Source organism: Olleya sp. KJ81-1 (genome assembly GCF_055808135.1).
Genome location: NZ_CM147854.1, coordinates 1,874,430 through 1,897,989 on the forward strand (window position 1 = coordinate 1,874,430; position 23,560 = coordinate 1,897,989).

Here is a 23,560-nt window from a genome sequence, read left to right on the forward strand (position 1 = left end):
TAAACCGTTTTAAACGATTGAAAATAAAAACTTTAAAACTTCACATTCAACAATTCACCACTTAATTGTAGCAATTGTAATTCTGCTAATTTAGCTTCGTATTTTGCTTGATTTCTACTTAATTCCGCATTAAGTAAGTTAAGCTGAGCTTGTCTAAACTCGATTGAATTAACTTGACCAATTTTAAATTGCTCTTGAGTACGTTCAAAATTACTTTCTGAAGTTATAATATTTTGTTGTTGTATTGTATATATATTTAGCTTATTGTAGAAATCTTCCCAAGCATTTTCAAAATCTCTTTCAATACCTATCAGGATGTTTTGTTTTTGAAGTTGTTGCGTCTCTAGATTAACTTTAGCATTTTTCACTCTAGTTATTGTTCCGCCTCCATCAAACAAATTCCATGTTAAATTTAAACCTCCAGATAAGCCTGTATTTGTACTAACTGCTACAAAAGATGCTGCATTATTATTGTTTTTATTCCAACCGTAAGTTCCATTTAAGCCTACTGTTGGCAAGTAGCCTGATTTACTTGATTTAATATCCAATTGGCTTATTGCAATATTTTTATCTGTTTGAAGTAAAGCTACATTTCTAGTTTTTGCTTTTTCAAATAAGCTATCTTTTTGAAACTGTAAAGTAAAGTCTACTGCTGTACTAACAGAAAAATCCGATTCTAAAGCATTACCTAACACAACATTTAAGTCACGCTTTGCATTTTTTAATTGTTGCGTAGCAGAGATTATATTTATACTGTCGTTATTTATATCCACTTCGGCATTTAAAACACCTAATTTAGTATTTTGACCGTAATCAAATTGGTATTGTGCACGTACTAATCTATCCTTTGAAACATTCAATGTTTCTGATAAGGCATCTAAATTTTCTGTAAGTTGTGCGACGCTATAATATACAGAAAACAACTGTGTAATTGTATTTTCAATAGTCTCTCTGGCTTGCAAATCTGATAGTTGATATTGTTCTTTTAAGCTTTTATAATTATAACGTCTACCTAAACCATCAAATAGTGTATAATTTAAGCTCACTGAAGCATTATACCTATCACTTTCTGCTCCATTTAAAACGGTTGATGTTCCGTTTGAAAATTCAGCTTCGGTGTTATCTAAATTATAAGTTGCTCCTGCATTACCTGTAAGTGTAGGTAAAAAACCAGAATTTAAAATGCTTGTATTATTTTCGGCAACTCTTACTGCGTTATTCGCTATTTTAATTCCGTAGTTATTTTCTAAAGCTAATTTTACAGCTTGTTCTTGTGTTAAAACATCTTGCGCTTTACCTATGGTAACACAACAAAATATTGCTATAACTAGATTGTAATTAATGCTCATTTTCTTCATTTTGTTCTTTAATAGCACGTTCTACTTCTTCTTTAGTTACCTCATTACCTGTGTACAACCATTTAGCTTTTTGCTTAATAGTATTACTAAACGATAAAAATAAAGGCAATACTAATAAGGTCAAAACAGTTGCATATGCTATACCAAAAGATATAGAGATTGCCATAGGTTTTAAAAATTGTGCTTGTCTACTTTTTTCTAATAGTAAAGGTGCTAATCCTGCAATTGTAGTTAAAGACGTTAGAAAAATAGCCCTGAAACGTGATTTTCCAGCTTCAGAAATTGCTACATCAAACGTCATACCCTCTTTTAAGTTACTATTAAACTTACCAATAAGCACCAACCCATCATTAACCATGATACCTATTAACGCAATTATCCCTAATAACGATAAAATGTTAACCGGAAATCCTAAAATCCAGTGTCCCCAAGCTACAGCTGTTAAACTAAACGGAATTAATAATAAGAGTAATATAGGTTGACTGTAACTTCTAAAAGTAAAAGCGATGGTAATATAGATTAGCAATAAAATTGGTATTCCTGCTTGCGCTAAAGAACTTGATAATTTAGTTGCTTCCCTATTTTGTCCTTCAAATGAAGCTGTAATTGTTGGGTATTTGGATTGTAATTGCGGAATAAAATTAGCTTTAATATCATCCAAAATATCTGTACTACTTGTGCTAGGGTCTTTTAAATCTGCAGATACTCTAATTTCTCTTAAACCTTCTAAGTGATTAATTGCTACATCACCTCTTTCAATTGTATAACTAGCAATATCTTTTAAATTAACACGCTCTCCAGTTCGTGTTAAAATACGCATATCGTCTAAATCGTTAATCGAGTTTCTGTTTGGTCTATCATACCTAACCCAAACTCTAATCTCATCCTGTCCACGCTGAAAACGTTGTGCTTGCACACCAAAAAATCCAGAACGTACCTGAGTCATGACTGTACGTAAATCTAACCCTAAAAGATAAGCACTTTCTTTAAGCTGCAATCTTATTTCTTTAATACCAGCTGGATCATTATCCTCGATATCCTTAAGTAGCGGATTGGTTTCTAAATAGTTTTTCATTTCTATTTTAGACGCTTTAAGCTCTTCGATATTATTACCTAATAACGATACAGATACTGGACTACCACCAAAGTTTCCTCCAGATCCAAATATTAAACGTTCTGTACCAACAACAGGTCCAACTAATTCTCTTAATCTATTAGCAACCATTGACGCTTTAATGGCGTCTGGACGTTCTTCTCCTGGAAGCATATTTAATCTTAAAGATGCACTAGAACTGCTATTTAGAGTCAATATTGTGTTTTCAAATAATTGTTTATCTGTACCTTTTAAATATTTTTCTGATAGCTCTTGATTAACTATAAATGATTTTTCTTCTATCATAGAAATAATAGAATCTGTCACCTTAACATTTGTTCCGTTAGGCATTTCTAGCTGAATCGTAACTGTATCACTAGCAATGCTTGGAAACAGAGTCACACCTATAATACCTCCTCCAATAGATCCAAAAGTTAAAATTAAGAGACCTACAAAAATCCCTAGTGACAATATTTTAAATTGAAGTACAAAGTCTAAAGTTGGTGCGTATATTTTATCTCTTAAAAAAGACATCAATTTATCTCCTGCTTTGTTAATAAACCTCATTTTACCAAAAAATTGTTTGATTTTTGTTGGGTTTTCTTCTTCAATATGTGGTCTTAAAGCTTTTGAATGTGCTAAGTGAGCTGGTAGTATTATTAGTGCTTCAACCAATGATACCACTAAGGTTAGAATAACTATGACGGAAACTTCACCAAAAAACTCTCCAATCCTACTATCTAAAAATAAGAATAGCGAAAAGGCTAATAAAGTTGTTATAATTGCTGAAACCACAGGAGGAATTACTTCCATTGTACCATCAACAGCTGCTTGAATTGGTGTCTTACCTTTTTCGTAATGTTGATATATATTCTCTGCAATTACAATACCATCATCCACTAAAATACCAATAACAATAATCATCCCAAATAAGGATAATACGTTAATGGTAACATCAAATTGTCCTGCAAAAATAAACATTCCTAAAAATGAAATTGGTAACCCAAAGGCTACCCAAAATGCTAGTCTTGTATTTAAAAATAGCGATAGAAATACTAATACTAAAATCATACCTACTATTGCATTTTCTGCTAGCAACTCTGTACGCTGATTTAAAGTAATAGATAAATCCCTTACAATATTTAATTGTGCATTATTATGTTTTTGATTATACGCAATGATGTAATCCTTAACTTTATCTGCAGAGGTTATAAGATCTTCATTATTTGTACTTGTAACAGTAATATTAACTGCTAATTGCTGATTAAAATACGTGGCATTTGGTGTTTCAGAAAAACGATCTCTGACAATAGCGACATCCTTTAAACGCACTACTTTACCATCTGCTGAAGCTTTTACAATAATGTTAGACATTTCGTCTCCGTAATATTGTTTATTGTTAGCTCTAATCAGATATTCCTCAGCATCTGTTTTTATATTACCTCCTGTTACTAATATATTAGATGTTGATACTGCATTAGCAACATCACTAAATGTTATATTATACGCCAATAAACTACCTTCATTTACAGCAATTTCAATTTCTTCTTCAGGATAACCAGACACTTCAATTTGCGAAATACCATCAATAGCACGTAAGTCATTTTCTACCTGACGACCTAATTGTTTTAATGTGGCTAACGGAATGTCTTTTCCGCTTAAAGCGAAAGAAATAGTTTGACGGACTTCTTCCTGTTTAGAAACTACTAGAGGTTCCATTCCTGTTGGAAAGGTTGGCACTCTGTCCACTGCATTTTTTACCTCAAGTAGCATAAAGTCAAGGTTTTCACCTTTTTCAATCTCGACAGTAATTGTTCCGCTATTTTCTCTAGAGACAGAGGTGACACGATCGACACCTTTAAGCCCTTTTAAATTTTCTTCGATTTGAAGTACAATACCTTCTTCAATTTCTTGAGGAGATGCTCCAGGATACGCAATACTAACGTTAATAATTTTAGACTCCACTAAAGGAAAAAACGAAGACTTTAAAGACGAATATCCTAGAATACCAAAAACAGCAAATGCTAAAATAAAGACATTAACTGCTACGTGATATTTGATAAAATAAGTGATTATTTTTCTCATTATTCTTCGCTATTGTTTGTTTTGTTATTTTCAACAAATGGCTGTACTAACATTCCTGCATAAGCTCCTGGAACGGTACGTTTTAAAATAACTGTTCCGTTAGGCACATCTTTTAAAACTACTTTAGTATCAGAAAAATGAATTGGTTTAGCTGGCATTACATCCAGCAAACTGTCCTTAATAACAAATATTTCTTGGTTGTCTGTTAGTAAGTTTCGGTCTATCTCAATAGCGTTGTCTATACTTTTAGCATTTAAATTTGCTTCTAAATACATACCTTCTTTAAGTTTACTATCTTCAACTTCAATAAAAGCAGTAACTGTTTGTGTGGTTGCGTCAATACTTCCGTTAACACGCGACACTTTACCAGTGTAAGATTCTGTTTTATCTAAATTAGTTAAATTAACAGTTTCGCCTACTTTTAAGATATTGGCAAAGCTTTTACTAATAGCCACTTGCATCTCATAAACTGAAGGATTAATAAATTCTCCTAGTTTTTGACCATTTCTAATTAAAGATCCTTCTGTTGCCAAAGCCTCTGTTAAAATCCCATTAAAAGGTGCAGTTATAGTATACTTAGACAAACGTTGCTCTAAATTTTTTACATTGTAGTAATTAGTAATAATGCCACGACCAGTAATAAAGTAGTTTTCTTTATCAGAAGTTATTTCTGGTAATTTTGGTGTGGTTTTATTTAAATCAAAACTAGTCAAATAGCTTTGCCATTTTTGGAACACATCTGGAAAATCCAAACGTAAATCTGGCATTATTGCAGCTATCGAGTTGTATAAATTACTTTTTGAAGATTGTACACTAGCATAATACTCTGCAGCATCCACACGAATTAAGGTTTGACCTTTGCGATAGTTTTGACCTGGTTTAAAAAGGTAACTACCATTACGAAATATACCTTGTACTTCCGAGTAAAGCTCTACACGTTGCTTAGCTGTTAAGTTTCCATTTGCAGCAATTACAATAGGTATTGTGGTATTATTGACCGTATCTGTAAATACAGTTTTAATAACTTTAGCTGCTATAGGCTTTGGTTTATTTTTATTATCTACTAAAGATTTAGAAATAAAAATGGCAGCAATAATAAATAAAACACCTAAGATTGATAGTATAATTTTGCGCATGTACTCGGTTTTGAAGGTAAGACCACAAAATTAGCCTATAGTTTAGACGTTAAATGTTAAAAAAACCTAAAAGAAATGACTAAAAGGCTTCCAATTGCAACGTGATATCTTCCCAATCTTGCATTAGCTTTGCTAATTGGTCTTTTTTAGCTTGATAATTTTCAAAAAACTTAGGTTTAGCAACAGTTTCGTCGTAGTTAGTAGCTAACTCAGCATCAATTGATTTAATATCTTTTTCTAATTGATTAATTTTAGACTCGCAATTACTTAACTTGTTATTTAAGGACTTAACTTTTTTCTGGTCTTCGTAGGATTGTTTAGGTGTTTCTTTAGGTTGACTTTTAATAACCGTTCGTTTTTCTACTTCACGTAAATTTTCAACATTACGTTGCTCTAAATAATAATCAACATCTCCTAAATACTTTTTAATGTTTCCATCTTTAAACTCAAAAACAGTATTAGTTAATCCTTTTAAAAAATCCCTATCGTGAGATACTAATATTAAAGTCCCTTCAAAACGCTGTAAGGCATCTTTTAATACGTTTTTAGATTTAATGTCCAAGTGGTTAGTAGGCTCATCCATTATCAAAACATTAAATGGCTGCAACATTAATTTAGCTAACGCTAACCTGTTACGCTCTCCTCCAGATAATACTCTAACATATTTTTCTGCTTCTTCACCTCTAAATAAAAAAGATCCTAAAATATCACGAACTTTACTTCTATTGGTTTCATTAGCAGCATCAATCATAGTATCTAATACGGTTTTACTACCGTCTAAATATTCTGCTTGATTTTGTGCAAAGTACCCTATTTGTACATTGTGACCTAACTTAAGATGACCATCATGCTTTAAGTCTCCAACCAAAATCTTAGCCAAGGTTGATTTACCTTGACCATTTTGACCAACAAAAGCAGTTTTAACATCACGCTCTATTAATAAATCAACACCTGTTAAAACTTGATTATCACCATAACTTTTTGAAACACTATTAGCTTCGACCACAACTTTTCCTGGCGTTATAGACACTGGAAAATTTAGGGTCATTACACTATTATCATCTTCATCAACCTCAATACGATCAATCTTATCTAGCTTTTTCATTAAAGATTGTGCCATAGTTGCTTTACTGGCTTTGGCTCTAAACTTTTCAATCAACTTTTCAGTTTGTTCTATCTGTTTTTGTTGATTTTTTTGAGACGCTAACTGCTGTGTTCTAATTTCTTCTCGCAACACTAAATATTGCGTATAAGGTTTTGGATAATCATAAATTCGTCCTAAAGAAATCTCGATAGTACGATTAGTTACATTATCTAAAAACATCTTATCGTGCGACACAATTGCGACAGCACCTGGATAATTTTTTAAAAAACCTTCTAACCAGATAATAGACTCGATATCCAAGTGGTTGGTTGGCTCATCCAAAAGTAGCACATCATTATTTTGTAATAGTAATTTGGCCAACTCGATACGCATACGCCATCCACCAGAAAACGTATCGGTTAGTTTATTAAAGTCTTCTCGTTTAAATCCTAAACCTTGTAGTATTTTTTCTGTTTCACCTTGATAATTATAACCACCTAAAATCTCATATTGATGTTGTATATCACTCAGCTCTACCATAAAATCATGATACGCATCACTTTCATAATCTGTACGCTCTGCTAATTGCGTATTAATATGCTCAATTTTTGCTTCAATCTCTTTAATTTCTGTAAAAGCTTGATACGATTCTTCTAAAACAGTTCTACCTAAAACAAAATCTATGTCCTGTTTTAAGAAACCAATTTTTAAAGTTTTATCTGCCGCAATCTGACCCGAATCTGGTTCTAATTCCTTTGACAAAATTTTAAGCATCGTTGACTTTCCAGCTCCATTTTTACCAATAAGTCCTACTCTATCACCATTTCCTAATTTAAATGTGATGTCTTCAAAAAGGTATTCTCCTTGAAATGAAATGGATAAATTATGAATGTTTAGCATGAATTGTGACTTATGTTACTTAATGTTGAAAGAATAAAACTTAAATTTGTAGTTGAAGATTTAAACTTCACTACCATTTTTTTGAATTGCAAAAGTACACAATTATTATGTTTAAAAAAGGCTCTAAATTATACTCTATTTTTACAGGTGCTTGTCCAAAGTGTCACCAAGAATCTATGTATACAAATCCAAACCCATATGTGCTAAATAAACTTTTTAGTATGAATGAGCGATGTAGTCATTGTAACACTAAATATCAAATAGAACCGTCCTTTTTTTATGGGTCGATGTACGTTAGTTATGGTGTTGGAATTGCTTTTGCTGTTGCTGCTTTTGTAATAAGTTACATATTTTTAGGCAGTACACTTAATACTGCTTTTATTGCTATTATTGCAGCGATGATTGTCTTTTACCCAGTTATAGTTAGATTATCAAGAAATATTTGGATTAATATTTTTATGAGTTATGACAAAAATTTAGCAGAAAAAGCTACTACCAAAAAATAACACTATTTAGTAAAACCTACTGCAATCAATCTCAGCATCTATTGCGACATTGCTTTCTATAAAATTGTATAATTGGTTAGCGACATAAGGTGCTATCATAACTCCACGTGAGCCTAATCCATTAAAAAGGTACATGTTTTTAAAATCTTTATGTCTACCTATCAAAGGTTTTCTATCCTTAACTGTAGGTCTAACACCTGCTACTTGAGTCAACACTTTAAAATCACACTTTACAAAGGTTTTAAGCTTATCTAAAAGCATATCTTTAGCCTCTGTTGTAATTGTGTTGGTCTTATCTTTTTGTTCGTATGTAGACCCAACACGATAAGTATCATTACCTAGTGGTATTACAAACACACTGGATTTAAGTACATAATCCAATTTTAATTCTGGTGCATGTATAGTTAATAACTGACCTTTTGTACCACCTAATGGTAATGCATAAAAAAATGGATTTTGCTTAATTCCAAAACCTTCCGCAAAAACAATGTGTTTAGCCTCAATATCATTATACACGACTTGATTGTCTTTACACACTAAACTATTATGATTAAAAGACTGACAAATCAAGCAACCTTTAGATAATAAATCAGATTTATAATTTTGAACTAACAATTTAGTGTCTAATCTTCCAGTACTTAAAACCTCTCCAAGCTTAAACTGTGCGTCTACATTAGGATTTGCATTATCTATAAGTGTGGTATTTATAAACGGTTTTAAACCGACTTTATCAGATGCTTCAAACCAATTATTTTGCTCCTCTAAAGACGTAAAACGTCGTCTGACTGGAACCTTATAATCTAAGACAACACCAAAATCTTTTTCCAATTGATTATAAACAGGTAAGGCTGTTTTTAATTGCTCTTCACTTTTCCAAACAGGAGTAAATCTTTTTAAAGTTACAGGATTATATAATCCACCTGCAACAATGGATGATTGCTGAGAGCTATCTTCAAAAACTACAAACGATTTATTATTTGCTTTAAGCTTTTCGCAAAACGAAATACCAGCAAGTCCACAACCTACAATTATATAATCTAATTTCATAATGCAAAAATAGAATATCTGAATGAATAATATAGAAACTAGTAAAAACAAAAAAAACGTTCACTTTTCAGTGAACGTTTTTATTTAATTAAATCAAACTGTTGTTAGTAAGACCACATGTCTAACTCAAAGTTTCTGATTTTTTCTTTAATTCTTTCAGACTCTAATAATTGCATTAATGAATTTTCTGCAATATATTCTTCAACCTTACGGTCTCCAAAAACATTCTCTTCTTTAAATATGATACCACTAAAACGACGTGCGTTTAATATGTGATCAAAAGAGAAAGGCATTGCGCTGTTTTTAGCATTAAATGCTTTAGCTTCATGTAAAATGTCTCTTGCGTCTGGATAAAAAATCCAGAATAAAGGAATAGGTTCTTTATTAGCTTCATCATTAGAATTAACATAGTTAACATCTGGTGCAGCTGGTGCTATACCTAAAAGTCTATATTTTAATTCACCTTGACGCTTATCAAAATACCACATACCTTTAATTAAGTAAGCAGAAACATCATAAGATGAAATAGTAGTTGTAGTAATATACTCTGGATCTACATAACCATCAGCATTTAACTGATCGTATCCAATGTCCATAGTATCTACAGCTGTTCTAATTTGAGCTAACTCTTTTTTAGTACGTTTTCCTGTAAAATAAGAATCGTTGTATACATTTTCGATTTGACCTTCGTCAATAGCTTTTGTAAGCACATCAAATAAAGAACGTCTATCACTTCCAATGTTATTTGTATCTACTGGATAGTACAATGGGAAGTTTACACGCTCATCTAATACAACTTTCTCCCAAGTCATTTTAGCAAACATAACATCTCTATCATCAACATAACCGTATTCTAGAGGCTTATCGTTATCTAACGCTTTTTGTTCATCTGTTCTAACACCAATCTCTTTTGGAGATTTAGCATTAAGAATATTAGATTGCGCATTGATTTGTGCGGTAAAAGCAACACCAAATACGACTGCTAATAAAGATTTGTAATTCATCTGAAAATTGTTTTTATAATTTTTAATTAATCAAATAGTTTGATTAGTTAGCTAATTCAATTGCTATTGGACTTGCTGGCTTAATTCTAACGCTTGAATTTGCTTTAGACTTAATATCAAATATTTGTACTGCGTCACCTCTTCTTGCTTTTCTTAATGCAGCTTTAGCAGTTCCATTAAGTTTGTTACCGTTAACATTAACAGTAGCTTGACCAGGTACTTTAAATTTAAATGACGTTACTGATAAAGGTAAATCAAAATCAAAGTCAGTTAATTCTGCTTTAATTGTACCAATTTCAATGTTATTTCTTGGTAAACCACCTTCAGACTGACCTGCAATAGTTCCAGTAGGTTTTGGAATATCTTTAATTCTAAAGACCGCTCTATCTGAAGCATTTGAACCATCATCAAGTTTAGCTGTTACGTTAATAGTAACTTCTTTACCTGTTCCTGGATTCATTGAGTATTTTCCAATACCACTAGCTTTAGATAATCCTGCTCCAGTAGCATTAACTTTATTATCAGGTACACCTGCAAAAGAAATAGTCATTGGATTAGAAACACCTCTATAAACCACATTCATTTTATCAGCTGATATAGTTGCTGAATTTGGTCTTGGCACTACAACGTAGTTTCCAATAATAGGGATTTCTAATTCTTTACCATCTTCTACGAAAGTAAATTTACCGTCAATATCATGCTCTCCAACGTTTCCAACATTAAAATCTAATGTTGCTGCTCCAGTTGAATCGATTGCTTTAGACAAATCAACTTCTTTACCTGCTACACTCATCTTAGTTGGTGCAACGTTTGCATATTTACCTAATACTACTTTTCCTTGAAATTTCTCTCCAGCAAAAAACGCAGATTTATCAGCTAAAACAATCGCTGTATAATTTTTTAAAGATGTAGCGTTACTAACTAAGTTTCCTAAAAATCCGTTGTAGATATTAGTCTCAGTAGCTTTAACATCATTTTGCATTGCAGTTAACTTAGTGTAAGATGCAATAGCTGGAAAACCTTGGAAGTGGTAGTCTAACCATTTTTTCTCAACACCATCATTATCTTTAACAGGTGCAGTACTAAAACGATCTTCAAAACTTTGAACTACAGGCTGCCATTTACCTTCTTTAGGTAATACAGCTTTGATATCTGCCTTATACTTCTCTATTCTGTCTAAAACCTCTTGTCCTCTTTTTGTTAATCTGTCTCCAGTAAACCAAAGCTCATCAAGTTTATCACCTTTATCCATTTCTTCATAAGGTAAATCACCATTTGCTTCTAACTCATAACCACCATTTTTAACAATATCATTAGTTTTTACAGTTCCTAAGAATTTATAAAAATCATCAGATATTGCACTAATTTGGTTAGCTAATTTATTTGCTGAATCAAATTCATCAGGCTTTTCTTCAGCCTGTGTTTTTAACTGCGTTAAAATACCATTATTTGATGCGATAGCTAACTCATTAGCTCTATCAAATTTCTTATCCATTAACCCGAATGCAGATAGCACTTCTTTTGACATAGTCATTGCAATCATTGCAATAAATACTAAGTACATCAAGTTAATCATCTTTTGTCTTGCGGACTGTTTTCCTCCTGCCATTTCTAATTAGTTTATTATTTATTAATATTAGTTGATATTAATCACTAATTAGTTTTTGTTCATTGCAGATAACATACCACCATATACTCCGTTTAAAGAAGATAAGTTAGATGCTAAAGATTGCATTTGCTCTTTTAATTTAGTTGCATTTTCAACAGCTTCTTCATTGATTGAAGCTTGGCGACTTGCACTTTCCATTTGTACTTTATAAAGACTGTTTAAAGACTCCATTTGTGCAGCAGCTAATGACATTTCTTCACCATACTTTTTAGTTGCAGCCATAGAATCTACTGTTGGAGAAATCCCTTTAGCAGCACCTTCAAAGTTTTTAATGCTTGCACCTAAGCTACTCATTAATTCACCATCAATTTTAGCTTCTCTTAATAAGTTGTCTAATTTTTTAGATAATAATCCTTCAGCATCTTTTGGCTCTTCTTTAGCAGCTTTTTTAGTTGTTGCTTGTCCACCTGCTAATTCTGGGTATACTAATGCCCAATCTAATTCACCACCTTGCTTTTCAAAAGCAGATAAAGTAAATACGATTGCTTCAACAATCATTCCTATTGTTAAAATAAGAGATCCATAAGGCCAGTGTTGTATTTTAAATAAAGCTCCAATAATTACAATTGCTGCTCCAATACCATAAACCATATTCATTGTTGATAATTTCTTTTGTGCCATAATTTCTAAGTTTTTTTAGTTGTTAAGTTTTAGTTGTTAAGTATTTAGTTGTTTAGTTTAATTATTGTCTTGCGTTAGCAGTTACGTCTGTTCCCATGTAATCTTGCACAGTTCTGAAACCAATATAACTTCTTGCAGAATCTGCATATTCATAATCTCTTGAACTTACTTGCAGGTAATATGCAACATCTTTCCAAGAACCACCACGAACAACTTTACGTTTGTTATTAGCATCATTTACACTTGGGTTTATTGTTGAAGCATATTCATATGAAGAAGGATCGTAAGATGAGTCTACCCATTCTGAAACGTTTCCAGCCATATTATATAAGTTAAAGTCATTAGGCTCATAAGCATCAGCCTCTACAGTATATAAAGATTGATCTGCTGCGTAATCACCACGTAATGGTTTAAAGTTAGCCATGAAACATCCTCTATCATTTTTAGCATAAGGTCCTCCCCAAGGAAAAGTTGCAGCTTGAAGACCACCTCTTGCAGCATACTCCCATTGTGCTTCTGACGGTAATCTATAACGTGCTACGTTATGCATTTTTCTTTCTCTTCTTGCATCATTATGGTGTTTTGTTCTCCACTCACAAAATGCTTTAGCTTGTTGCCAAGACACACCTACTACAGGATAATCACTGTAAGCATCATGCCAGAAGTAGTCATTGTGCATAGGCTCGTTATAAGAATATGCAAAATCTCTAATCCAAGATGTAGTATCTGGATAGATTTCAACCTCTTCTCTAACGATTACATCTTTACGACGTAAGTTTTTATTTTTTGCAGCTTTGGCTATATCCATATAAGTATACTGGAACTTAAATTTAGTTACATCCCAAGTACGTTGACCGTTATAAGATTCTTCTAATGGTAAATACATTGTATCCATAACCTCTACGTAATACTCATCTGGATAGTCTGCAGTATCAAAAATTAAATCAACATCGTGATTTAGTTTTCTACCTTCATAACCAGTTTCTCCTAGACCACTATAGTTATCTAGCATGTATTTTTCGTAAGCTGAAGAATTGGTTGTATCTGCATCTTTAAAAGCAAATTCTCCAATACCACCATCAGCTTGAGTCATTCCAACCTCATCAGCTAATATTGCTAATTTAGTACGGATTGTAGAATCTCTTACCCATTCTACGAATTGACGATACTCACTATTAGTTATTTCTGTCTCATCCATATAAAATGATGCTACAGTTACTGTTTTTGCAGGTGCGTCTTGGATTCCGGCTAAATCATCATCTGCTTTACCCATAATAAAAGCTCCACCAGGAACTAATGTCATACCGTAAGGTTTTTCTGGGTGCCATTTTTTACCTTTGACACCAACAAGCTGACCCTTATCTTTTGATCCACAACTTACTAATAGTGCGAAAACCGCTGTTAATAATACAAACTTCTTCATATTCATTTAAAACTCGAGGTTAATTTTATACTCTTAAATTTTTTAAGAGCGTAAACATATTTATATATTTTTTAAAAAACAACTTTTTCGACAAAAAAATACATTTCGTCGTAAAAATTTAACATTTAAACGATATTAATTGTCGTTTATCTGTTCGTCTATATCGATTACACGCTATTTTTATGAAATGCCTTATACCAACGCTCTGGTATTTTGTCATTACAAGCATCTAGATAGTCTTGATGCGTGCATGGTAATAACGTGTGTTTTTTTAATTTATTATTAACATTTGCTAAAAATGGTATTTCTATCCACCAGCGTCCTGTTTTTGTACTCTTATAAAAAATTAGTTCGTGAGACTCCGCTAAAGTAATGAATTTTTGATGATTATCACCATTAGAAAAATCATCATCTTTAACTCTGCAATTTACACCTTCTATAAAATACCATATCATTTGAGATATTAGCATGGATGTAATGTCGTCATCTTGAGAAGGTTTATACTCGTAAATACCAAATGAAGATACTTTATTGCTGATTCCTGCATATCTTGCTACTGCGCAAATTTCTTTCCCATCCAAACCGTTTGGCGATACTTTTTGTTTTTGACTTACCTCAGATGCTTTTAAGGCTCCTAAGTCTACTGTAACTATATTAGCATCACGCATTACTGGTTCTACCAATGTAAGATCATTAGATATTTCTCCTAAGCGATAAGGTTCAAAATATAAACGCTCCATTAAATCTATCTCTTCTTGACTATTAAAGTAAGTTTGATAACCTATAATGGCGTAATTAAAAAGATTATAAGGCTCGTCTAAAATAATTTTCCCGACGAAGCTAGTATTTTTTATTGGTTTAGAAGAATCTCCTAAATCAAAAGATTTATCCACATTTACAATGTTAACCATTGGCATTAAACTATCATAAGCACGATAGTTTACGTAGGACAAATCTTGACTACCACCTATTATTACTGGGATAATCTTATTTTCTATTAAAGTAATTAATGTTTCTTTTAAGGCGAAATAAGTGTCATCAACAGTATCTCCTTTTTGAATATCGCCAATATCTGCAATCGACGAACTCCAACTTCCAGGGTATAAAGTGTAGAATGATTTTCTTATTTCATTCAAATTAAAATCTTCTCCAATGTAATTAACATCGTTTCGATTTTCAAGAACGCCTACAATTGCAATTTTGACATTATTAAGATCTGGCAGTCCATGCTGCTCAGAATGAATTTTAATTTTTTGACCTAAACTTAAAGGCGATAATAATTGATTATGCGCTAAAACAGTATCTGGGACTGGAGTAAGAAAATTAAAATTCATTATGTAATACTATTTCTTTTTAGCTGTTGTTTTTTTCTTAGTAGTTGTTTTTTTCTTTGCTGGCGCTTTCTTCTTAGCTGCTGCTTTCTTTTTAGGCGCTTTCTTTTCAATCATATCTTTAACCTCATCCAAGGTTAAAGCTGCAACGTCTACCGTCTTAGGAAGCTCTATTTTAATTTTTCCTTTTAAAATATTATGTCTTCCCCAACGTGCTTTTTCTACACGTATGCCTTCATCTTCCCAATTATGAACAACTTTATCTATTTCTTTTTGAATTTTAGCATCAACTAATTCTTCAATTTCTTCATTAGTTAAGTTATCCCAATCGTATTTTTTATTGACATTTATAAATAACCCATTCCATTTAATGAAAGGTCCAAAACGTCCTTTTCCTTTTGTTACTCCGTGTCCTTTATAATTATACACAGGAGCGTCTGCAATTTCTTTTTCTTTAATAAGTTCTATTGCATCTTCAATCTCTATATTTAATGGATCTTGACCAGGAGCTAAGGATACAAATTTTTCACCGTATTTTACATAAGGACCAAAACGACCATTATTTACTTCTACAGTTTCATCTTCATACTTACCTAAAGTTCTTGGCAATTTAAATAAATCCATTGCTTCTTCATAGGTTATACTACCTAATTGTTGATCTGGACTTAAACTAGCAAAGGTTGGTTTTTCTTCGTCGTCTACAGTTCCCATTTGTACCATTGGACCAAACTTACCTAAACGTACGCTTACTTGCTTACCTGTTTTAGGGTCTTTACCTAAGATACGCTCTCCGGATTCTCTATCTGCATTTTCTTGTACATCAACGACAACTGGGTGAAATTTCTTATAGAAGGTTTTCATCATTTTTTTCCAGTCTTCTTTACCTTCGGCTATATCATCAAATTGACTTTCTACTTTTGCAGTAAAATTATAGTCCAAAATACTTTCAAAGTGATTTACTAAAAAGTCTGTAACTATCATACCAATATCTGTTGGCACAAGCTTTCCTTTATCTGAACCTACTTTTTCTGTTAACGTATTATCCTTTACACTACCTTCTTCTAACATTAACTGTGTGTACTCACGCTCAACACCATCAATTGCTCCTTTTTCTACATAATTCCTATTTTGAATAGTAGAAATGGTTGGCGCATATGTAGATGGTCGTCCAATACCTAACTCTTCTAACTTCTTAACCAAAGAAGCTTCAGTATATCTATATGGTGCACGACTATAACGCTCAGTAGCTGATATATATTTATTTAAAAGCGTCTCATTGGTTTTCATTGCTGGAAGCATACCTTCTTGCTCTAAATCCTCATCATCAGTACCTTCTAAATATACTTTTAAAAACCCTTCAAATTTAATTACCTCTCCATTTGCTGTAAAGGTTTGGTCATGTGTATCTGCTTCAATTTTAACATTTGTACGTTCTAATTGTGCTTCACTCATTTGTGATGCAATAGCACGTTTCCAAATTAAATCGTATAATCTAGCCTGATCATAATCAATATCTACACTATGCGTTTTAAAGTCGGTTGGTCTAATCGCTTCGTGAGCTTCTTGAGCACCTTTGGATTTACCTTTAAAGTTACGTTCTTTAGCGTATTCTTTACCGTAAGCCTCAATTATTTCTTTTTCTGCACCTTTTCTAGCTTCGTCAGATAAGTTTACACTATCTGTTCTCATATAAGTAATCAAACCAGCTTCGTATAAACGCTGAGCCATAGTCATAGTCTTACTTACAGAAAAATATAATTTACGAGATGCTTCTTGCTGTAAGGTTGACGTTGTAAATGGTGCTGCTGGAGATTTTTTTGCTGGCTTTTTAGTTAAGTCTGCGACCTTAAAGTTAGCAGCAGCATTACTTTCTAAAAAGTCAAATGCTTCTTTTTTAGTACCAAACGTTTTTGGTAGTTTAGCTTTAAAAGATTGACCTGCTTCGTTTGAAAACTCGGCATCAATCCTATAAGATGCTTCTGGTGTAAAATCTTGTATTTCGCGTTCACGCTCAACAATTAATCTAACAGATACTGATTGTACACGACCTGCAGACAACCCTCCTTTTACTTTACGCCATAAAACTGGAGATAGCTCGTAACCTACAATTCTATCTAATACACGACGTGCTTGTTGTGCATCTACTAAATCATAATCTATTTGTCTTGGATTTTCAACCGCTTTTTGAATTGCAGTTTTTGTAATCTCATGAAAAACGATTCGTTTTGTTTTATCTTTATCTAGGTTTAAAGACTCGGCTAAATGCCATGCAATAGCCTCTCCTTCCCTATCTTCATCACTAGCTAGCCATACCATTTCGGCTTTTTTAGCTAAATCTTTTAATTTTTTAACTAGCGACTTTTTATCTGAAGATACTTCATATTTTGGATCAAAATCTCCGTCTACATCTACTCCTAATTCCTTAGATGGTAAGTCAGCAATATGCCCAAAACTGGATTCGACTTTAAAGTCTTTTCCTAAAAATTTCTCTATTGTTTTTGCTTTTGCTGGTGACTCTACTATTACTAAATTCTTCGCCATTCTTCGATTTTTGTGAGTGCAAAGGTATATCAAAAAAATTTATCATCCTAATTTTATAACTTTTAGCTAAAATTAAAGGTCTGTCAGATTGTCATAATTTTAAAATAATCCTATCTTTGCGTGCTTATTGGAGATGAGTGATTTCAATATATTTATGGAAAAGACAATAGACGAAAACAAACAAGGAGAGACATTAGTTATCCCTGAAAAAAAGAGAATAGTAAAAAACTTTTTATAGAAAGTTATGGCTGCTCTATGAATTTTAGTGATAGTGAGATTGTTGCTTCTATCCTTCAAAACGAAGGATTTAATACGACACAAGTTTTAGAAGAAGCAGACTTAGTATTGGTTAACACCTGCTCTATACGTGATAAAGCAGAACAAACAGTACGTAAACGTTTACAAAAGTATAATGCTATAAAAAGAGACATCAACCCTAAAATGAAAGTGGGTGTGTTAGGCTGTATGGCAGAACGTTTAAAAAGTAAGTTTTTAGAAGAAGAAAAAATAGTTGATCTAGTTGTAGGACCTGATGCCTATAAAGACCTACCTAATTTAATAGCTGAAGTAGATGAAGGACGCGATGCGATAAATGTAATCCTGTCTAAAGAAGAAACCTATGGAGACATTAGTCCTGTAAGATTAAACAGTAATGGTGTTACCGCTTATGTATCAATAACTAGAGGTTGTGATAATATGTGTACGTTTTGTGTTGTCCCTTTTACAAGAGGAAGAGAGCGTAGTCGTGATCCACAAAGTATTATTGAAGAAGTAAATGATCTTTGGGGCAAAGGCTATAAAGAAATTACATTACTAGGACAAAATGTAGATAGCTACCTTTGGTATGGAGGCGGAATGAAAAAAGATTTTGAAAAAGCTACAGATTTTGAAAAAGCGACTGCTACAGATTTTGCTAAGCTACTAGAGCTATGCGCAAAAGCACAACCTACTATGCGTATTAGATTTAGCACATCTAACCCACAAGACATGCATCTTGAGGTTATTAAAACCATGGCTAAATACGATAATATATGTAATCACATACATTTACCTGTACAAAGCGGAAGTAATCGTATATTAAAAGCAATGAATCGCTTACATACACGAGAAGAATATTTTACCTTAATAGATAATATTAAAAGAATAATTCCGAATTGTGCGATTAGTCAAGATATGATTTCAGGTTTTCCAACCGAAACTGAGCAGGACCATCAAGACACATTAAGCTTGATGGAATATGTAAAATATAACTTTGGATACATGTTTACCTACTCTGAGCGTCCTGGGACTTTAGCGGAACGTAAATTTGAAGACGATATACCTGAAGAAACAAAAAGTAGACGTCTAAGAGAAATCATAGCACTACAATTAATACATAGTGAATATAGAACTAGACAGTTTTTAAACACAACAGTTGAAGTTTTAGTAGAAAGAGAATCAAAAAAATCAAACCAAGAATGGTCTGGTCGTACACAACAAAACATTGTTGTTGTTTTTCCAAAAGAACATTATAAAATTGGAGATTTAGTAAACGTAACTGTAACAGATTGTACTAAAGCTACACTTATTGGTAAAGCTGTAAACAGCGCAAACAATTAATCGAATTGACCTTATTATAACATATCATGAAAAAAATAATTATATTACTAGTAACACTTGGCTTTATAACCTCTTGTCAAAACGAACCTTTAGAAGGCTTTGCTGCAGACGACACAATTACAGGCGAGCCTGACCCAACAGAAGGAACAGGTAGTGATGATTTACAATTATCAAGCTACACTTGGGATGTTGATACAGAAGTCCCTTTTTTAGGACCAATAACCATAAATACAGATTTTACTTTTAATGACAATAATAAGGTATCAGATTTAGATGTCGAAACTGTTGCTTTTGGTTTTCCAATAGTAGCCAGCGGAACGCTTACTAGAGACGCTTCTGGAAAAATTATTACAGTTAAAAACTTTGAAGGATCTACTCAAATCAACCAAACTAATATTAGCTATTCTTCAGACAATATTTCTCAAATTGCATATGATGACTTTGAAGACGACACAGAAGATTACACCTATAACTTTACAACATCAGGAAACACTATAACTAAAACACAGGCAGGAAATCCAGTAGAGACGCAATACAAAAAAGATGCTTCAGGTAGATTAATTGAAAAAATATCGTTTGAAGACGGTTTTAGCATCCAGCAAGAAATTTTAACTTATAATGCTAACGGAAACTGCATATCTGTAATTTCTTCTGGAGAAAATGACAACAACACAACCTATGGTTACGACAACTTTACCAATCCTTTAAAAGCAGGATTTAGTGATCAATATTGGTTATCTATTTTAGATGATGATTATACTGAAGAGGCTGGACCAATCATAGTTCAGTTTCATAGTACAAATAACTGGAATTCTGTTACAGCAGAAGGAAACACAGTTACATTTATGATGACTTACAATACCGCAAACCGAATTACAAGTAGAACAGGTGTGTTCTCTTTAGATGGCATAAGCTTAGTACAAGAAGAAAATTTTAATTACACTAACTAAAAAGTTTAAATGGAATCTATACAATCAATAAAACAACGTTTCGGAATTATTGGAAATAGCCCGACATTAAATCGCGCTATTGAAAAAGCAATTCAAGTCGCTCCAACAGATATTTCTGTTTTAGTAACAGGAGAAAGTGGTGTTGGAAAAGAGAGTATTCCAAAAATAATCCATCAATTATCGCATCGTAAACACGGTAAATATATTGCAGTTAACTGTGGAGCCATTCCAGAAGGAACAATAGATAGCGAGCTTTTTGGACACGAAAAAGGTGCCTTTACAGGTGCTACTGCTACTAGAAGTGGCTATTTTGAAGTTGCAGATGGAGGAACCATTTTTTTAGATGAAGTTGGAGAGTTACCCCTAACTACACAAGTACGTCTTTTACGTGTTTTAGAAAATGGTGAGTTTATAAAAGTTGGATCCAGTAAAGTACAAAAAACCAATGTAAGGATTGTTGCAGCAACAAACGTAAATATGTTTGATGCTATTAAAAAAGAAAAATTTAGAGAAGACCTATTTTACCGTTTAAGTACAGTAGACATCAATCTTCCGCCTTTACGAGAGCGACAAGAAGACATCCATATATTATTCCGCAAATTTGCTAGTGATTTTGCATTAAAATATAAAATGCCAACCATCAAGTTATCGGATGATGCCATAAATTTATTATTAAAATATCGCTGGAGCGGAAATATAAGACAACTGCGTAATGTTGCAGAACAAGTTTCTGTTTTAGAACAAAACAGGACCATTACAGCACAAGTTTTAGATAGTTATTTGCCAAGCGGAAATAATCTTCCAGCAGTTATTAATAATGCCAAGTCTGAAGGTGATTTTAGTAGCGAGCGTGAGATACTATACAAAGTATTATTTGACATGAAAGCCGATTTAAACGACTTAAAAAAGCTGACCATGGAATTAATGAAAACCGGTAACGCAAAAGATGTTCAGAAAAACAATGAAACATTAATTCAGAAAATTTATGGCGAAAATGAAAGTGAAGCCGAGTTTGATGAGCATGTAGAAGACATGGAAGTATTATCTATAGCACAAAATTCTGGGATTTCTAATTCTAATCCTATAGATACTGCTCAAGATAAATACCACTTTGCAGAAGAAATTGAAGAAGAAGAAACCTTGTCATTGCATGACAAAGAACTAGAATTAATAAAAAAATCTTTAGAGCGTCACAACGGAAAACGCAAACTGGCTGCAGAAGAGTTAGGTATTAGCGAACGTACACTTTATCGTAAAATCAAACAATTTGATTTATAATCTAACGTTTTAAAGCAAAACAATAATTACATGAAACCACTTAAATATATTTTATTACTAACCATTATTGCAACCGTGTTTGGTTGTGGTGCATATTCATTTACAGGTGTACAAGACCTAGGAGATGCTAAAACGTTTCAGGTTAATTATTTTCAAAATAACGCACCTTTGGTAGAGCCAGGATTAGAAAGAGATTTCACCATAGCTTTACAAGACTTAATACTAAATCAAACCAGTTTAAGCCTAGTTAACTCAAATGGAGATTTAGTGTACGAAGGCGAAATTACAGAATATCGTATTTCTCCAACTACTGCAACAGCAAACAGTACTGCAGCACAAAACAGATTAACTATTGGTGTAAATGTTAGATATTATAATAAAAAAGATGACGAAAATGATTTTGAAAAAAATTCTCTTTTTACTATGATTATACAGGTAGCGAGCTATTATCAGGCGCAATAAAAACCACTGCTTTTGAAGAAATTTTTGAACGTCTAACACAAGATATTTTTAACGCATCACTTGCTAATTGGTAAACAAATGACTAGCCAAGAATTATCCAAAATACTTCAACAACCTCAGCTAATAAATACGGATCAGACAGACCTGCTTGATAGTATTATTAAAGAGTTTCCGTATTTTCAATCGGCTAGAGCCATTTACCTTAAAGGTTTAAAAAACAAAGAAAGTTTTAAATACAATCAAGCGTTAAAAACTACAGCTGCTTACACCACAGACCGAAGTATTTTATTTGACTTTATTACCTCTGAAACTTTTAATCAAAATGAAGTTTCAGAATATATAAAACACAATTTAGACTACATCAATAGCATAGAAGTCGTTACAGAAGACATTTCTGCAAGCAATATAACAAGCCATGACGCTGCGCTTAATCAACATATTGAAGACGCTAGACATACTATAAATCCAGAATTATTTCAGCCAAAAACTGAAAATAATAAATTTGAAGACAGCAATTTAGATACCGTCAAAACTAATAACGATACTGAAAAAGCAGAAGCTATCCTTAAAATAGGAACGCCTCTACAATTTGAAAAATCAGAAACACATAGTTTTAACGAATGGTTAAATTTAGCGCAATACAAGCCCATTGAAAGAGAAACAGTTGATAAAAAAACAACTAATGCTACCGCTGAAACAGAAAAGAGTAATGATATAAATGAAATTGAGCGTGCTAAAAAGTTTGAGTTAATTGATAAGTTTATTACTAAAAACCCAAAGTTAGAAGCAAAAAAATCAAACATTACAAACCACAATATAGCTAAAGAACAAATGATTCAACCAGAGTCATTAATGACCGAAACTTTAGCACGTATTTACGTGGAACAAAAAAACTATAAAAAAGCGATTCAATCTTATAAAATTTTAAGTTTGAAATATCCAGAAAAAAGTGGTTTCTTTGCAGACCAAATTAAAGCAATAGAAAAATTACAAGAATAAATAACATATTATAATGAGCACATTTGCAATCTTTTTAGTCCTAATCGTGATAGTAGCATTTCTACTAGTAGTCGTAATAATGGTACAAAACCCTAAAGGTGGAGGATTATCTTCTTCTTTTGGAGGTGGTGGAACACAACAATTAGGTGGTGTCAAAAAAACAACAGACTTTTTAGACAAAAGTACTTGGACATTAGCAACTATCTTATTAGCATTAATCTTAGCTTCTAGCTTAGGTATTGACAGAAATGGAACTGCTGGAGAATCTAAAATTTTAGAAAGTGACAATATAGAGTTACCAACACCTACTACTCCTGCTCCAACTGCAGATGAAGCAACAAAAGAAATTACACCTGAAGCTGGAGAATAATCCTTTTTCAAAAATATACTTTAAAATGCCAACTTAATCAGTTGGCATTTTTTGTTTCTGCAAGTTTGTCAGTTGTCTTCTATTGGCACATTTTTAGCTTATTG

16 protein-coding genes and 2 pseudogenes are annotated in these 23,560 nt (G+C 32.6%); 7 read left to right on the forward strand and 11 right to left on the reverse strand.

All coding sequences use genetic code 11. From position 1 onward, the window contains the following. Positions 1-32 precede the first annotated feature (32 nt). The 4 genes from AC0L3M_RS09015 to AC0L3M_RS09030 form a co-directional block, all read right to left on the reverse strand. Positions 33-1,349: a TolC family protein gene (locus AC0L3M_RS09015; RefSeq protein WP_342862643.1), complete on the reverse strand. Its 1,317-nt coding sequence runs from the start codon at positions 1,347-1,349 to the stop codon at positions 33-35. Continuing rightward, a complete protein-coding gene (locus AC0L3M_RS09020; protein WP_473430527.1) occupies positions 1,339-4,536 on the reverse strand; it encodes an efflux RND transporter permease subunit in 3,198 nt (1,065 codons plus the stop codon). Before AC0L3M_RS09020 ends, AC0L3M_RS09015 begins: the two co-directional genes overlap by 11 nt. Then, on the reverse strand, positions 4,536-5,672 hold the full coding sequence (locus AC0L3M_RS09025) for an efflux RND transporter periplasmic adaptor subunit (protein WP_473430528.1): 1,137 nt from the start codon (positions 5,670-5,672) through the stop codon (positions 4,536-4,538). Before AC0L3M_RS09025 ends, AC0L3M_RS09020 begins: the two co-directional genes overlap by 1 nt. Positions 5,673-5,751: 79 nt before the next feature. Further along, entirely contained in the window at positions 5,752-7,656 is a 1,905-nt protein-coding gene (locus tag AC0L3M_RS09030; RefSeq protein WP_339809175.1) for an ABC-F family ATP-binding cassette domain-containing protein, read from the reverse strand. A 107-nt stretch (positions 7,657-7,763) separates the two neighbouring features. Between AC0L3M_RS09030 and AC0L3M_RS09035 the strand changes: the two genes are divergently transcribed. Then, the gene (locus AC0L3M_RS09035; RefSeq protein ID WP_292942819.1) at positions 7,764-8,162 is read left to right on the forward strand and encodes a DUF983 domain-containing protein; all 399 of its coding nucleotides are present in this window, start codon (positions 7,764-7,766) and stop codon (positions 8,160-8,162) included. 6 nt (positions 8,163-8,168) lie between these two features. On the opposite strand, the gene AC0L3M_RS09040 is transcribed toward AC0L3M_RS09035, so the two are convergent. The 7 genes from AC0L3M_RS09040 to topA all read right to left on the reverse strand — a co-directional run bounded on the left by AC0L3M_RS09040 (position 8,169) and on the right by topA (position 17,798). Further along, positions 8,169-9,209 carry an NAD(P)/FAD-dependent oxidoreductase gene (locus AC0L3M_RS09040; RefSeq protein WP_473430529.1) on the reverse strand — a complete coding sequence of 347 codons (1,041 nt, stop codon included), beginning with the start codon at positions 9,207-9,209 and terminating at the stop codon, positions 8,169-8,171. A gap of 104 nt (positions 9,210-9,313) precedes the next feature. Beyond that, on the reverse strand, positions 9,314-10,213 hold the full coding sequence (gene porN / locus AC0L3M_RS09045) for a type IX secretion system ring subunit PorN/GldN (protein ID WP_145003276.1): 900 nt from the start codon (positions 10,211-10,213) through the stop codon (positions 9,314-9,316). 43 nt (positions 10,214-10,256) lie between these two features. After that, positions 10,257-11,822: a type IX secretion system motor protein PorM/GldM gene (gene porM, locus AC0L3M_RS09050; protein WP_145003279.1), complete on the reverse strand. Its 1,566-nt coding sequence runs from the start codon at positions 11,820-11,822 to the stop codon at positions 10,257-10,259. A 48-nt stretch (positions 11,823-11,870) separates the two neighbouring features. Continuing rightward, positions 11,871-12,503: a type IX secretion system motor protein PorL/GldL gene (porL, locus tag AC0L3M_RS09055; protein WP_145003282.1), complete on the reverse strand. Its 633-nt coding sequence runs from the start codon at positions 12,501-12,503 to the stop codon at positions 11,871-11,873. Positions 12,504-12,564: 61 nt separating this feature from the next. Continuing rightward, positions 12,565-13,926 carry a T9SS ring complex lipoprotein PorK/GldK gene (porK, locus tag AC0L3M_RS09060; RefSeq protein WP_445933623.1) on the reverse strand — a complete coding sequence of 454 codons (1,362 nt, stop codon included), beginning with the start codon at positions 13,924-13,926 and terminating at the stop codon, positions 12,565-12,567. A gap of 167 nt (positions 13,927-14,093) precedes the next feature. After that, positions 14,094-15,260, reverse strand: a complete 1,167-nt coding sequence (locus AC0L3M_RS09065) for a formimidoylglutamase (RefSeq protein WP_292942808.1) — start codon at positions 15,258-15,260, stop codon at positions 14,094-14,096. A 9-nt stretch (positions 15,261-15,269) separates the two neighbouring features. Next, complete coding sequence (topA, locus tag AC0L3M_RS09070) at positions 15,270-17,798, reverse strand: type I DNA topoisomerase (protein WP_473430530.1); 2,529 nt, start codon at positions 17,796-17,798, stop codon at positions 15,270-15,272. Between the two features lie 154 nt (positions 17,799-17,952). Here topA and miaB point away from each other — a divergent pair. The 6 genes and pseudogenes from miaB to secG all read left to right on the forward strand — a co-directional run bounded on the left by miaB (position 17,953) and on the right by secG (position 23,456). Beyond that, positions 17,953-19,397 (forward strand): annotated as a pseudogene (miaB, locus tag AC0L3M_RS09075) (tRNA (N6-isopentenyl adenosine(37)-C2)-methylthiotransferase MiaB). 26 nt (positions 19,398-19,423) lie between these two features. Beyond that, a complete protein-coding gene (locus AC0L3M_RS09080) occupies positions 19,424-20,347 on the forward strand; it encodes a hypothetical protein (RefSeq protein ID WP_473430531.1) in 924 nt (307 codons plus the stop codon). 9 nt (positions 20,348-20,356) lie between these two features. Continuing rightward, positions 20,357-21,625, forward strand: a complete 1,269-nt coding sequence (locus AC0L3M_RS09085) for a sigma-54 interaction domain-containing protein (protein ID WP_292942796.1) — start codon at positions 20,357-20,359, stop codon at positions 21,623-21,625. Positions 21,626-21,655: 30 nt separating this feature from the next. Continuing rightward, positions 21,656-22,161: pseudogene (locus AC0L3M_RS09090) on the forward strand (LptE family protein). 4 nt (positions 22,162-22,165) lie between these two features. Then, entirely contained in the window at positions 22,166-23,086 is a 921-nt protein-coding gene (locus tag AC0L3M_RS09095; protein ID WP_473430532.1) for a hypothetical protein, read from the forward strand. Between the two features lie 13 nt (positions 23,087-23,099). Continuing rightward, positions 23,100-23,456: a preprotein translocase subunit SecG gene (gene secG / locus AC0L3M_RS09100; RefSeq protein ID WP_145003309.1), complete on the forward strand. Its 357-nt coding sequence runs from the start codon at positions 23,100-23,102 to the stop codon at positions 23,454-23,456. Positions 23,457-23,560 lie beyond the last annotated feature (104 nt).

Bases quoted from the DNA above. Each gene is read 5' to 3' on its own strand.
- AC0L3M_RS09015 (WP_342862643.1), bottom strand. From the start codon at position 1,349: ATGAGCATTAATTACAATCTAGTTATAGCAATATTTTGTTGTGTTACC.
- AC0L3M_RS09020 (WP_473430527.1), bottom strand. From the start codon at position 4,536: ATGAGAAAAATAATCACTTATTTTATCAAATATCACGTAGCAGTTAAT.
- AC0L3M_RS09025 (WP_473430528.1), bottom strand. From the start codon at position 5,672: ATGCGCAAAATTATACTATCAATCTTAGGTGTTTTATTTATTATTGCT.
- AC0L3M_RS09030 (WP_339809175.1), bottom strand. From the start codon at position 7,656: ATGCTAAACATTCATAATTTATCCATTTCATTTCAAGGAGAATACCTT.
- AC0L3M_RS09035 (WP_292942819.1), top strand. From the start codon at position 7,764: ATGTTTAAAAAAGGCTCTAAATTATACTCTATTTTTACAGGTGCTTGT.
- AC0L3M_RS09040 (WP_473430529.1), bottom strand. From the start codon at position 9,209: ATGAAATTAGATTATATAATTGTAGGTTGTGGACTTGCTGGTATTTCG.
- porN (WP_145003276.1), bottom strand. From the start codon at position 10,213: ATGAATTACAAATCTTTATTAGCAGTCGTATTTGGTGTTGCTTTTACC.
- porM (WP_145003279.1), bottom strand. From the start codon at position 11,822: ATGGCAGGAGGAAAACAGTCCGCAAGACAAAAGATGATTAACTTGATG.
- porL (WP_145003282.1), bottom strand. From the start codon at position 12,503: ATGGCACAAAAGAAATTATCAACAATGAATATGGTTTATGGTATTGGA.
- porK (WP_445933623.1), bottom strand. From the start codon at position 13,926: ATGAAGAAGTTTGTATTATTAACAGCGGTTTTCGCACTATTAGTAAGT.
- AC0L3M_RS09065 (WP_292942808.1), bottom strand. From the start codon at position 15,260: ATGAATTTTAATTTTCTTACTCCAGTCCCAGATACTGTTTTAGCGCAT.
- topA (WP_473430530.1), bottom strand. From the start codon at position 17,798: ATGGCGAAGAATTTAGTAATAGTAGAGTCACCAGCAAAAGCAAAAACA.
- AC0L3M_RS09080 (WP_473430531.1), top strand. From the start codon at position 19,424: ATGAAAAAAATAATTATATTACTAGTAACACTTGGCTTTATAACCTCT.
- AC0L3M_RS09085 (WP_292942796.1), top strand. From the start codon at position 20,357: ATGGAATCTATACAATCAATAAAACAACGTTTCGGAATTATTGGAAAT.
- AC0L3M_RS09095 (WP_473430532.1), top strand. From the start codon at position 22,166: ATGACTAGCCAAGAATTATCCAAAATACTTCAACAACCTCAGCTAATA.
- secG (WP_145003309.1), top strand. From the start codon at position 23,100: ATGAGCACATTTGCAATCTTTTTAGTCCTAATCGTGATAGTAGCATTT.